Below are 11767 nucleotides of genomic sequence, written 5' to 3' on the forward strand. Positions count from 1 at the left end.
ACTCTGATCAACCCTGAAGGAGCGCATGGCATGAGCATGCCCAAATTCGGCACGCCCAGAATACGTACGTCCGCCCTGGCCCTCACCCTCGGCCTGCTCCCCCTCCTCTCCGCCTGCGGCGCCGGCTCCGACAGCAAGTCGGCCTCCAGCGAAGGGAGTTCGTCTTCGAGTGCGGCCACGACGACAGTCAACGGCGCCACCCAACTCACCGTCCCGGACGGCGTGGACGACGCGACGAAGAAGGAGTACATCCAGGAGAACGCCATCGCGGTCTGTATGAAGAAGCAGGGCTTCACCTACACCCCGCACGTGCAGTCCTCGACCGAGACCGACGCGTTCGCCGCGGTCGACGGGGAGGACTACGCGCGGGCGAAGCAGTTCCGGCAGAAGTACGGCTTCGGGTACTACGCCGGTGCCGTCTACCCGAACGACTCCAACGTCCCGTTCAGCAAGGCCGCGACGGCCAAGCGGACCACACCCCAGGACCAGGACGAGGACGGTCTGACCGACGCCCAGAAGAAGGCGTACGACATCGCGCTGACCGGCCCCCCGGCCAAGACCAAGGCCGAGGAGAAGATCGCCGGGTGCTCCGAGGTGGGGCGGGTCGCGGCGCACGGGCCCGCGCTCAGCGCGGCGGCCGAGAAGAACGCGGAGAAGGCCCGCGACGACCAGAACCACGCCAACGGCCTCGCGCTCAACGGTGACGCCCAACTCGTCCAGCTCGCCCAGCAGTTCGCGAGCTGCCTGACCGGTCAGGGCATCTCGATCAGCACCACCCAGCCGACCGGCCTGGTCTCCATGGTCCGCCTCGACATCTCCCGCCAACTGCCGGAGAACTTCATGTCGTTGAGCAAGGAAGCCGCGCTGCCGCTCCTGAACAAGGACATCGGCATCGCCCTCAAGGACCTGGACTGCGGCAAGAAGTTCCGCGCCGCCTACTTCCCCAAGGAGAAGGCCAAGCCCTACTACGGGGAGAACGGATGAGCCACCCGGAGGGAGCAGGCCCGAGCCGCGTCGGCAGCCGTATCGGCAGCGGTCGTAGGCGACTTGGGGTCGTTGTCTCGGCGGTCGTGCTGGTCGGGGCGGGTGGGTGGTTCGCCGGTACGCAGGTGCAGTCGCCCGCGGACGCCGCCGCCTCGCACCGGGCACCGAAGGCCGGGCCGGTGACGGTCTCCGTCGTACGGCAGTCGCTCACCGCGAGTGTCGTGGCGACCGGGTCGGTCGAGTTCGCCTCGCCGCGGCCGTTGTCGCTGGCCGGGCCGGTCGGCAGCGGGGCGTCCGCCGGTGCGGACGGCGAGGGGGCCGAGCAGCGGGTCACCAAGGCGCCGGTGGCCGGGACGAAGATCAAGGAGGGCGATGTCCTGATGACGGTCAACGGCCGTCCGGTGTTCGCGCTCGGCGGTTCCGTACCGATGTACCGCGCACTGGGGCCCGGCACTTCGGGCGACGATGTGACGCAGCTTCAGAAGGCTTTGAAGCGGCTCGGGTTCGACCCCGGCGGCACCGGCGGGACGTACGGACAGGGGACCGCCACCGCCGTCGCCGACTGGTACAAGAGCAAGGGGTACGACGCCCAGGAGCCGAGCCCCACCGATCAGCAGCAACTCGGCTCGCTCGAACAGGCCGTATCCGCCGCGCAGGAGACGCTCCTCACCACCAACAGCGGTGCCGGCACGGCCAGTTCCAGTGAGACCGGGTCGTCCAGCAGCCCCAACCCTCAGTCCAGCACGGACAAGCAGGTCCACGAGATCCAGGTCAAGTCCGCCCAGAAGGCACTGGACTTGGCGAACGGCGCGCTCAGCAGCTTCAAGGCCACCTACGGTACGAAGGTCCCGGCCGGCGAGGTCGTCTTCCTGCCGAAGCTGCCCGCGCGGCTGGACAAGGTGAGCGTGAAGACGGGCGACACCCCGTCCGCCCAGATCGGCACGGTGACCAGCTCCGACGTGGTGGTGCAGGCGGCCGTCCCCGGCACCGACGCCCAGCTCCTGCGGCACGGCATGACCGCCCGACTGACCACGGCGGACGGCAAGTCGGCGCAGGGCACGGTGGACGTCGTGGCGGACGGTTCCGATTCCTCGTCGGGTACGGAATCCGCCGCTACGGCCCCCTCCACCACCGACGACACGAACTCCGCCGCCGACTCCACCGCCGCCGTCCAGGTGCGGATCACCGTCCCGGAACCGGGACCGCTCGCCGGTGAGGCCGAGGCCGCCGTGAAGGTGACCATCAAGGTCGGCGCCTCCGACGGCAAGGTGCTGACCGTGCCGATGGCCGCGATCCACACCTCGTCCGACGGGCGGGCCCGGGTCAAGGTCGAGCGCGGCGACGCCGTGACCGACGTCCATGTCACCGTCGGGCTCTCCGCCGCCGGGATCGTCGAAGTCAAGCCGGACGGGGGCACGTTGGAGGCGGGCGAGCGGGTGGTGGTGGGCGAGTGATCCCCCGGCCCGAACTCGAACTCGACTCCACCGTCCCCGACGCCGCGATCGACACCCCGATCGACACCGTGATCGACACCGTCATCCAACTCACCGGCGTGGAGCGAACGTTCCCCTCCGACCCGCCCGTACATGCCCTGCGCGACGTGCACTTGACCGTACGGCGTGGCGAACACCTGGCCATCGTCGGGCCGTCCGGATCGGGGAAGTCGACGCTGCTCAACACGCTCGGCCTGCTGGACCGGCCCACGGCGGGGTCGTATCTGCTGGACGGCGTGGAGACCACCGGCCTCGGCGACCTCGAACGAACCTCCCTGCGGGGGAGCCGGATCGGGTTCGTGTTCCAGTCCTTCCACCTGTTGCCGTACCGGACGGTCGACGAGAACGTGATGCTGGCCGAGGCGTACCGCAGGCCGCGGCCCGGACGGGGGCGGGGTGGGCGGCTCGCGCGGGCCCATCAGGCCCTGGAGCAGGTGGGGTTGGGGCACCGGGTGGGTTTCCGGCCCGACCGGCTGTCCGGCGGTGAGCGGCAACGGGTCGCCATCGCGCGGGCGTTGCTCAGTGACCCGGCGCTGCTGCTCTGCGACGAGCCGACCGGGAACCTGGACACCGAGAACACCCTCTCCGTACTGGAACTCTTCGACGACCTGTGCGCCCAGGGCATGACCCTGGTCGTGATCACCCACGACGACGCGGTCAGCCGTCGGGCGGGGCGGCGGGTCCGGATCACCGACGGGCGCCTGGCCGAGGAGGCCAAGTGAGCGTCGTGGAGAGGGAGTTGGAGGCGACGGCGCGGGTCGAGCGGCCCTGGATGGATCCCCGGGATCTGTGGACGGAGGCCCTCGCGGGGGTGCTCGCGCGGCCGGTGCGGTCCGCGCTGACCACGCTCGGCACGGTGCTCGGCATCACCACGCTCGTCATCACCATCGGGGTCGCATCGACCGCGGGCAACCAGATCGTCGGCCGGTTCGACGCGCTCACCGCGACCTCGGTGACCGTGACCGTGCCGGAACCGCTGCCTGGCGCGGAGGACGCCGGGCCGTTGGTGCCGTGGTCGGGGACCGATGCCGTGGCGCGGCTGGCCGGGGTGGAGTCGGTGGCGGCGCTCGCCGACTCGGACGCGACCGACAGCGTGCTGGTGCGGGCCAACGACGTGTCCGCGCCCGGCGATCTGTCCGGCCAGACCCTCGCCGTGGTCGCCGCCTCGGCGGGGCTGCCCGCGGCCGTGCACGGGCGGATGACCGCGGGACGGTTCTACGACGCCGGGGACATCGCCCGGCGCGACCACGTCGTCGTGCTCGGCGACCAGGCGGCCCAACTCCTCGGTATCAAGCGGGTGGAGGACGCGCCGGCGGTCTTCTTCCGCGGGCAGTCGTACACCGTCATCGGCATCCTCGGCGGGATCCGCCGCGAGGCGCGGCTGTCCACCGCGGTGCTGGTGCCGCCCACCACCGCGGCCGACCGGATCGGGCTGCGGAACATCACCCGTGTGCTGGTCAACACGGCGCTGGGTGCGGCCAAGCAGGTCGCGCGGCAAGCGCCGATCGCGCTCGCGCCCGGGCACCAGGACTCGCTCGCCGTCGTGGCGCCGCCCGACCTCTCCAAGGCCCGCGCCGGCGTCCAGAACGACGCCAACAGCCTCTTCCTCGTCCTCGGCCTCGTCTCGCTCGTGGTCGGCGCGATCGGCATCGCCAATGTGACGCTGGTGACAGTGATGGAACGGGTCGGCGAGATCGGGCTACGGCGCTCCCTGGGCGCGTCACGGCGCCAGGTGGCCGGACAGTTCCTGCTGGAGTCCACAACCATCGGTCTGCTGGGGGGAGTTGTGGGCGCGGCCCTGGGCATCGCGGTCGTGGTCTGCGTCGCCGTGTTCAAGGAGTGGACGCCGGTGCTGGATCTGCGGCTCGCGCTGGGGGCGCCGCTTGCCGGTGCGCTCGTAGGGCTCCTCGCGGGGCTGTATCCGTCGCTGCGGGCGGCTCGGATGGAGCCGGTGGATGCGCTGCGTGCACCGTCGTAGAGACCACGGCCGTAGAAATCACCATCGGCTGAGGCGAGTTGTCACCCAGGGCCCTCAACTCACCTTCACGGACAGCTCTGTTGAGCCCTTCAGCGGGAGGGTCACGGAGCGGAAGCCGTTGGCCGGGTCGCGGATGTAGTCGAGGTGGTCGGGTTCGGCGTTGTCGTTCATCACGAAGGCGCCGGTGCGGAGTTGGGGCGCGACGATCTCGATCACCTGGCGGGCCGGCGTCGGGCCGCCGTCGCTGATCGGCCAGCCGTCGATGAGCGCGAAGTCGACGGGGCCGCCGAGATCGCGCAGCGTCTCCCGGGCGTCGCCGACGCGCAGGTCGACGTACTTGTCCAACTCGGCCTCGGCCAGGTTGCGTTGGGCGGTGGCCGCCTTCTCCGGCACGATCTCGGAGCCGATCACCTTGCCGCCGCCGTTGTCGCGCACGGCGGCGGCGAAGTAGATCGTGGACACGCCGACGGAGGTGGCGAACTCGACGACCCTCGTCGCGGCGATCGCCCGGCAGAGCAGATAGATGAGGTCGCCCTGGTCGGCGTGGATCGAGAAGCCGATGTCGGCGTACGCGTGCGGATCGCGGGTGTCCGCGCCGCCGCGCGGGCCTCCGCCCGCGGGGCGCCGGCTTTCGGCCCGCAGTCGGTCCAGTACGGCCGTGATCTGCGGGTCCTGCAAGGGGCTGGTGGAATTCTGCGCGGGCATCATCACTCCAGTTGTTGTATCGCCGATGTCGACGTCGACCTTCAAGGTCACCGACCGCACGGTCACGAAGGTCTACCCGAACCGTTCCGCCGACCTCGCCGCGCACGGCAGCAACGGCCGCTACGTCATCGTCGAACTGTCCCCGGACGACAAGGCGGCGGCCCTGTGGGTGACCCAGCAGGGTTCCGGCACGGCGTCCGGCTCCGCCTCACTCAGCCCCTCCCCCTCGGGTACCTCCAGCGCGGCCCCCGGCGGAGGCGGCCCGAAGGTCGGCGACAGCACCCCCGGCGGCACCGTCGTCGCCGCGAAGGCCACCCTCGAGTACTACGGGGCTGACGACCGACGCGGTGAAGAACCTGATCGTCGACGACCCAAGCACTACAACCCGCGCAAGAGCTACCCGCTGGTGCTGTTCATGCACGACGCGGGCGTGGTCAACGTCGCGACCGAGGGCCCGCTGGTCCAGGGCCTGGGCGCGGTGTGCTGGGCGAGCCCGGAGGACCAGGCCCGGCACGAGGCGTTCGTCCTCGCACTCGAGTACGGCTCCGTCGTGATCGACGACACCTACCTGCCGTCGACCCTCTTCGACGCCACCGCCAACCTCGTCGAGTCCGTCACCGGGCAGTACAGCATCGACCCCAACCGCCGCTACACGACCGGTCAGTCGATGGGCGGGATGATGTCCCTCGGCCTGAACATCAAGTACCCGGACCTCTTCGCGGCGGCGTTCGTCGTCGCCGGGCAGTGGCCGGAGGCGCAGGCGGTACCGCTCGCGAAGAAGAACCTCTGGATCCTTGTCTCGGCCGACGACACCAAGGCGTACCCGGGCGAGCAGGCGATCACCGAGGTCATCCAGGAACAGGGCACGAAGGTCAGCACCGCGCTGTGGGACGGTCAGTCCACCGCCGCCGAGTTCGCGGCGGACGTCCGCAGCATGAAGGCCCAGCGGACGCCGGTGAACTTCGCCGCGTACAAGACCGGCACGACCGTACCGACCGGCTCGACCACCAGCGCGCACATGGGCACCTGGCAGACCGCGTACTCGATCCCCGGCATCCGGGACTGGATCATGCGGCAGTCGCTGTAGGGGACGGGCGCGCGGGGGCGGGTCCTCGCCGCGGTACTCCGAGGCATAGAGTGCTGCGGCGGAACCGGCCGCCCGCCCGTGGAGGTAGATCGCGATGGAGACCCCGCCGCAACTCACCCTGGGTCGGCTGTTCTCCTCGTGGCAGGCGGACGTCCCCGCGCTGCTGGTCGTCGTACTCCTCGGCGGCCTGTACGGCTGGGGCGTCCTGCGCCTGCGGCGGCGCGGCGAGGCCTGGCCGGTGGCGCGGACCGCCGCGTTCGCGCTGCTCGGCCTCGGCACGATCGTCGTCGCGACGATGTCCGCGCTCGCCGTCTACGACCGCGTGCTGTTCTGGCCGGCCGCCGTCCAGAACGTCCTCCTGGACCTGATCGCCCCGCTCGGCCTGGCCCTGGGCGATCCGCTACGGCTGGCTCTGCGCGCCCTGCCCGAACGTGCCGCCGCCCGCGCACAGGGGGCGATGACCGGCCGACTGTTCCGGCTGCTCACATTCCCGCTGGTCAGCACGGCCCTGGTGCTGGCGACGGAGCTGACGATCTACTTCACGCCGTACTTCGAGACGGCCCTGGCCGACAACTGGCTGCACCAGCTGATGTATCTCCATCTGCTGCTCGCCGGGAGCCTGTTCGTGCTGCCGGTGCTCACCCGCGAGGAAGCGCTGCCCTCCTGGTGCACGCATCCGGTGCGGGCGGGGCTGGTGTTCGTCGACGGGATCATCGACGCGGTACCGGGCATCGTGGTGATGACCCACGGCACGCTGATCGCCGGGTCCTGGTATCTCAGCCACTCCCCGTCCTGGGCCCCGGACGTCCAGCACGACCAGCAGCTCGGCGGCGGCGCGATGGTCAGCATCGCCGAACTGGTCGCCCTCCCCTTCCTCCTCGCGATCCTGGCCCAGTGGGCCCGCACGGAACGCGCCGAGACGGTCGCGCTGGACCGGCGGCTGGACAGTGAGCTGGAAGTGGTCCGGGCGACGCCCGCGGAGGCCTCGACGGGGACGGCGACGAGGGCTGCGACGGGAGCTGAAACGGGGACTTCTACTGAAGGGCCCGATCTCGTACGCCCCTGGTGGGAGACCGAGAACAGCGAGGTCGCGCAGCGCATCCGGGGACAGCGGTAGGCGTTCCTCACACCACGTCGAGGGCGTCCAACTCCCTGATGAGCCGGGCCCCTTCGCGGGTCATGATCTCCGGGTCGCGCAACGCGTTGGAGAGCAACGACATGCCCTGATAGGCGCCGATCAGGGTCAGGGCGAGGCCCTCGGGGTCGGCCGCGCCGAGCCGGCGGTACTGCTCCGCCACCCAGTCCACCAACCGCCGTATGACCTGGCCCGCGGCGAGATCGAGGCCGTCCTCGTAGCGCTTGTCCAGCTCTACGGCGAGGGTGCCCATGGGGCAGCCGTGGCGTGCCGCCATGTCCTTCTGGTCGACCCAGCCGCCGATGAGGGCCTTGAGGCGTTCGCGCGGGTCGGGGAGCCGGTCGAGCTGTGCGGTCAGGGTCTCCAGGTTGCCGGTGTGCTCGGAGAGGGCCGCCTCGATCAGCTCGTCCTTGGTCTTGAAGTAGTAGTAGACGTTGCCCGTCGGGACGTCGGCGGCGCGGGCGATGTCGGCGATGGTCGTGCGCTCCACGCCCTGCTCGTGCAGGACCCGGGCGGTGGCGGTGGTCAGACGCTGCCGTTTGCCTACGGCGGCGACAGCGGCGGCGGGAGCGGGAGCGCCCGGACCGCCCGGACCGCCGGGCCGGGAATCTTTTGAGTCAGTCACCTGACTAACTATAGACAACCCACGGGTCGGTCGTGCTAGCTTCTTCTCGACGGAGTTAGTCAGCCAACTAACTCACACATGACGGGGGTGGCGACATGATCGTGGTGACGGGTGCGACCGGGAACGTGGGACGGGCGCTGGTGCGGCTGCTCGACAAGGAGGGCGTAGCGGTGACGGCCGTGGCCCGGCACATCGACGAGGCCCAAGTGCCGCCCGGGGTGCGGGCGGTGGCCGCCGACCTGGCCGAACCGGACGGTCTGCGGGGCGCGTTCGAGGGCGCCGAGGCGCTGTTCCTGCTGACGGCGGGCGAGCGGCCGTACGACATTCTGGACGTGGCCAAGGCGGCCGGTGTCCGCAAGGTGGTGCTGGTGTCCTCACAGGGGGCGGGGACCCGGCCCGAGGTCTACGCACAACCACGTCAATTCGAGGCGGCCGTACGGGAGTCGGGGCTCGACTGGACGATCCTGCGGCCGGGCGGGCTGGACAGCAACGCGTTCGCCTGGGCCGAGTCGATCCGCGCGGAGCGCACGGCGGCGGCACCCTTCGGTGACGTGGGCCTGCCCTTCGCCGACCCGGACGACGTGGCCGAGGTCGCCGCCACCGTGCTGCGCGAGGACGCCCACACGGGCGCTACCTACGTCCTGACCGGCCCCGCCCTGACGACACCCCGCGCGCGGGCGGCGGCGATAGCGGCGGCACTGGGCGAGCCGGTGACCTTCACGGAGCAGTCCCGCGCGGAGGCGCATGAGCTGATGGCACGGTTCATGCCATTGCCCCTGGTCGAGGGCACGCTGACCGTCCTGGGCACGCCGACCGAGGAGGAGCAGCGGGTGAGCCCCGATGTGGAGCGGGTGCTGGGGCGTACACCGGGTACGTTCGCGGCGTGGGCGGAGCGGAACGCGGTGGCGTTCCGATGACCGCGACGGTGACGGCGACCCACTCGACTCCCGTCCTCGACTCGACCATGTTCCACCGCGAGTCCGGCACCGGAGTGCCGATCGTCTTCCTGCACGGCAGCCCGACCTCGTCGCACCTGTGGCGGAACGTGCTGCCGGGTGTCGCTTCCGGGCGACTGCTGGCGCCGGACCTGATCGGCATGGGCGAGTCGGGCAAGCCGGAGATCGCGTACTCCTTCGCCGACCAGGCCCGGTACCTGGACGCCTGGTTCGACGCGCTCGGGCTGCGGGACGTGGTGCTGGTCGGGCACGACTGGGGCGGCGCCCTGGCCTTCGACCGGGCCGCGCGCCATCCGGACCGGGTGCGGGGCATCGCGTTCACCGAGACCATCGTCAAGCCGATGACCTGGGAGGAATTCCCCGATGGGGGACGGGAGTTGTTTCGCGCGATCAAGACGGAGGGCGTCGGCGAGGCCATGATCCTCGACCAGAACGCCTTCATCGAACAGGCGCTGCCCGCCGCCTCCGCGACCCCGCTCGCACCGGCCGACCTCGCCGCCTACCGCGAGCCGTACCCGACCCGGAAGAGCCGACGGCCCCTCCTGCGCTGGGCACGCTCGATGCCACTGGGCGGCGAACCCGCCGATGTCGTGGCCAGGATCGAGGCCTACGACCGGTGGCTGTCGGCCAGCCCGGACGTGCCGAAGTTGCTGCTCACGTTCGCGCGCGGGGCGGGGGTGATGATGACCCCGGACATCGTCACCTGGTGCGCGGCCAACATCGCCGGCCTGGAGATCGAGCACTCCGACGCCGTCGCCGGCCACCACACACCGGAGGACCAGCCGGAGGTGATCGCGGGCGCGATATCGGCATGGGTGGAGCGGCTCGGCCTCCACCTCTGATCCACGGCCCGGCACCCCGCCTACCGCCTACCGCCTACCGCCTACCGCACGATCCGCACCTGCCGCGACACGCTCACCTGATCCACGTCGGTCGTCCTGACCGTGACCTTCATCGTCCAGGTCCCGGCGATCGGCAGGTTGAGGGAGTTGGTCCCCCAATAGCCGCCCTCGTCCTTGACGTCGGCGTCGAGCGGGCCGATCTTCTGGGCCGCGAGGGTGAAGGAGAGGCGGAGTTCGGGGACGGTGGCGAAACCGCCGTCGGGGCCGTAGACCACCGCTTCGACGGAGTTCAGGCCGACGCGGCCGGGGTCGAGGGTGATCTGCACCTTGCCGCCGGCGTTGCCGACGCGGAAGGGGACGATGGTGACCGAGGCCGCCGGTATGCCGGCCGGTGTCGCCGTCTGCTGCGCGTCCGCCGCGGCCCGGCCCGGGAGGGTGTTGGTCAGCAGGGTGGTGATCACCAACACCACGACACCGACGCCGACTTCGAACAGCACCGAGCGACGCAGACCGCGCCGGTACCGGTCCTGGGAGTCGTCGCCCTGGTAGCGATTCTGGGAGCCGTCACCCCGGTCCTGCTCCTGAGATCCGTCACCGGGATTCGAGGCGCCCTCGCCGTCACCATCGCCATCATCACCGGCACCGGCACCGGCACCGGCACCGGTGGAAACCGTCACCGCCCCGTCCGCCCCCGTCGCCGCCCCCGCCCGCACCAACTCCGGTACCCGGAGCCGCACATCCGCCCCCACCATCCGCCCCGTCCACTGCCGCGACCAGCCCGCCACCGCGAGCAGCAGCACCACCGCGCCGAGCTTCACCAGCAGGATGCGGCCGTACGACGTGCCGGTCAGGGCGTTCCAGGAGCCGAGGCCGCGCCAGGACTGGTAGACGCCGGTGACGACGAGCACGGTCACCGAGGCGAAGGCGAGGCGGGAGAAACGGGCCACCGGAGCCGCGTCGAGGTCCGGTGAACGGTAGAGGACGGTGAGCAGGGCCGTCAGACCGCCGAGCCACACCGACATCGCGAGCAGATGCAGCACCGCCGACGTCATCGCCACCGGCACCTGGATCCCGGCGGACGCGTGCTCCGCCGACGCCCAGGTCAGCGCCAGCCCGACCGCGAGGACGGCACCCGTCCCCAGGGCCACCCGTCCGAACCGCTCCCGCCCCCGAAGTCGTAGGAGAAAGAAGGCTGTTGCGGCGGTCAGCAGCACCCGGGCCGCAAGTGCCAGGCCGGGGCGGGAAGTCAGCGTCTTCGGGATGGCGGAGGGTTCGAAGGCCGTGGCCAGGCCGGTGCCCGCCTCGTAGGGGGCCCGGAGGATCAGGAGGACGACCGTGGCCGCCAGCAGGGTCCACCAGCCCATCAGGATCGGCTTGTTGAGGACCGACGGGTTCGGGGGGCGGCACAGGGCGACGAAGGTGGCCGTGCCGATGAGGAGGGCCGCGGCTATGTAGGCGAAGTAGCGGGCTATGTCGTACAGGCTGGCCGTGAGGGGGTCCTCGGTCGGGGCCGTGGCGATCGGGGTGGTCGTGGCCGAGGGTTTGCCGATGGAGAAGGTGAAGGCGCCCGAGACCGGGTGGCTGTCCGCCGAGACCACGCGCCAGGCGACCGTGTAGGTGCCCGTGCCGAGCTTGGCCGGGAGGGTGACGCTCGCCGTGTCCCCGGCGTCCTTCGCGTGGTGCGCCGAACTCGTCCTCACCCGCCGGTTGTCGGGATCGTAGACGCGGAAGGAGTCGTCGAGCAGGGCTACGGACTCGGAGAAGGTCAGGGTGACGGTGCGGGGGGCGGACTTGAGGACGCTGCCGTCGGCGGGGTCGGTGGATTCGAGGGCGGCGTGCGCGGACGCGGTGCCCGCGGTGCCGAGGAGGAGCAGGACCAGCAGGGAGCCCAGCAGCACCAGCCCTTGAACTCCTCGCCGACCGACCCGGCCGGCCTGGTCGACCCGGCCGCCGCGTCCCCCG

At 71.0% G+C, this 11767-nt stretch carries 11 protein-coding genes; 8 read left to right on the top strand and 3 right to left on the bottom strand.

What is annotated here, in order from left to right; all coding sequences use genetic code 11:
- Positions 1–30 precede the first annotated feature (30 nt).
- The 4 genes from SPR02S_RS00075 to SPR02S_RS00090 are packed head-to-tail and all read left to right on the top strand — an operon-like array spanning position 31 to position 4455.
- Positions 31–984, top strand: a complete 954-nt coding sequence (locus tag SPR02S_RS00075) for a hypothetical protein (RefSeq protein WP_019054887.1) — start codon at positions 31–33, stop codon at positions 982–984.
- Entirely contained in the window at positions 981–2438 is a 1458-nt protein-coding gene (locus SPR02S_RS00080) for a peptidoglycan-binding protein (RefSeq protein ID WP_063746227.1), read from the top strand. The genes SPR02S_RS00075 and SPR02S_RS00080 overlap by 4 nt, the downstream gene beginning before the upstream one ends.
- Positions 2435–3199, top strand: a complete 765-nt coding sequence (locus tag SPR02S_RS00085; protein WP_019054889.1) for an ABC transporter ATP-binding protein — start codon at positions 2435–2437, stop codon at positions 3197–3199. The genes SPR02S_RS00080 and SPR02S_RS00085 overlap by 4 nt, the downstream gene beginning before the upstream one ends.
- Positions 3196–4455 carry an ABC transporter permease gene (locus tag SPR02S_RS00090; protein WP_019054890.1) on the top strand — a complete coding sequence of 420 codons (1260 nt, stop codon included), beginning with the start codon at positions 3196–3198 and terminating at the stop codon, positions 4453–4455. Before SPR02S_RS00085 ends, SPR02S_RS00090 begins: the two co-directional genes overlap by 4 nt.
- A gap of 54 nt (positions 4456–4509) precedes the next feature.
- On the opposite strand, the gene SPR02S_RS64600 is transcribed toward SPR02S_RS00090, so the two are convergent.
- Positions 4510–5211, bottom strand: a complete 702-nt coding sequence (locus SPR02S_RS64600; RefSeq protein ID WP_245607465.1) for an O-methyltransferase — start codon at positions 5209–5211, stop codon at positions 4510–4512.
- Between SPR02S_RS64600 and SPR02S_RS00100 the strand changes: the two genes are divergently transcribed.
- Together SPR02S_RS00100 and SPR02S_RS00105 are read left to right on the top strand one after the other, a co-directional pair.
- Entirely contained in the window at positions 5186–6247 is a 1062-nt protein-coding gene (locus SPR02S_RS00100; RefSeq protein ID WP_019054892.1) for an alpha/beta hydrolase-fold protein, read from the top strand. The two genes, SPR02S_RS64600 and SPR02S_RS00100, sit on opposite strands and share 26 nt — an antisense overlap.
- A 94-nt stretch (positions 6248–6341) precedes the next feature.
- Complete coding sequence (locus SPR02S_RS00105; protein ID WP_019054893.1) at positions 6342–7364, top strand: cytochrome c oxidase assembly protein; 1023 nt, start codon at positions 6342–6344, stop codon at positions 7362–7364.
- A 7-nt stretch (positions 7365–7371) separates the two neighbouring features.
- Here the strand turns inward: SPR02S_RS00105 and SPR02S_RS00110 are convergent, their stop codons facing one another.
- Positions 7372–8007, bottom strand: coding sequence for a TetR/AcrR family transcriptional regulator (locus SPR02S_RS00110; RefSeq protein ID WP_373283230.1), 636 nt, complete (start codon positions 8005–8007; stop codon positions 7372–7374).
- 95 nt (positions 8008–8102) lie between these two features.
- On the opposite strand from SPR02S_RS00110, the gene SPR02S_RS00115 reads away from it, so the two are divergent.
- Positions 8103–8924: an SDR family oxidoreductase gene (locus SPR02S_RS00115; protein ID WP_019054895.1), complete on the top strand. Its 822-nt coding sequence runs from the start codon at positions 8103–8105 to the stop codon at positions 8922–8924.
- Positions 8921–9805 carry a haloalkane dehalogenase gene (locus SPR02S_RS00120; protein WP_019054896.1) on the top strand — a complete coding sequence of 295 codons (885 nt, stop codon included), beginning with the start codon at positions 8921–8923 and terminating at the stop codon, positions 9803–9805. The genes SPR02S_RS00115 and SPR02S_RS00120 overlap by 4 nt, the downstream gene beginning before the upstream one ends.
- Positions 9806–9846: 41 nt before the next feature.
- Here SPR02S_RS00120 and SPR02S_RS00125 read toward each other — a convergent pair whose 3' ends face one another.
- Positions 9847–11703, bottom strand: coding sequence for a copper resistance CopC/CopD family protein (locus SPR02S_RS00125; protein WP_019054897.1), 1857 nt, complete (start codon positions 11701–11703; stop codon positions 9847–9849).
- Between the last annotated feature and the right edge of the window lie 64 nt (positions 11704–11767).

The sequence above is a fragment of the Streptomyces prunicolor NBRC 13075 genome, assembly GCF_000367365.1.
Classification (GTDB): domain Bacteria; phylum Actinomycetota; class Actinomycetes; order Streptomycetales; family Streptomycetaceae; genus Streptomyces; species Streptomyces prunicolor.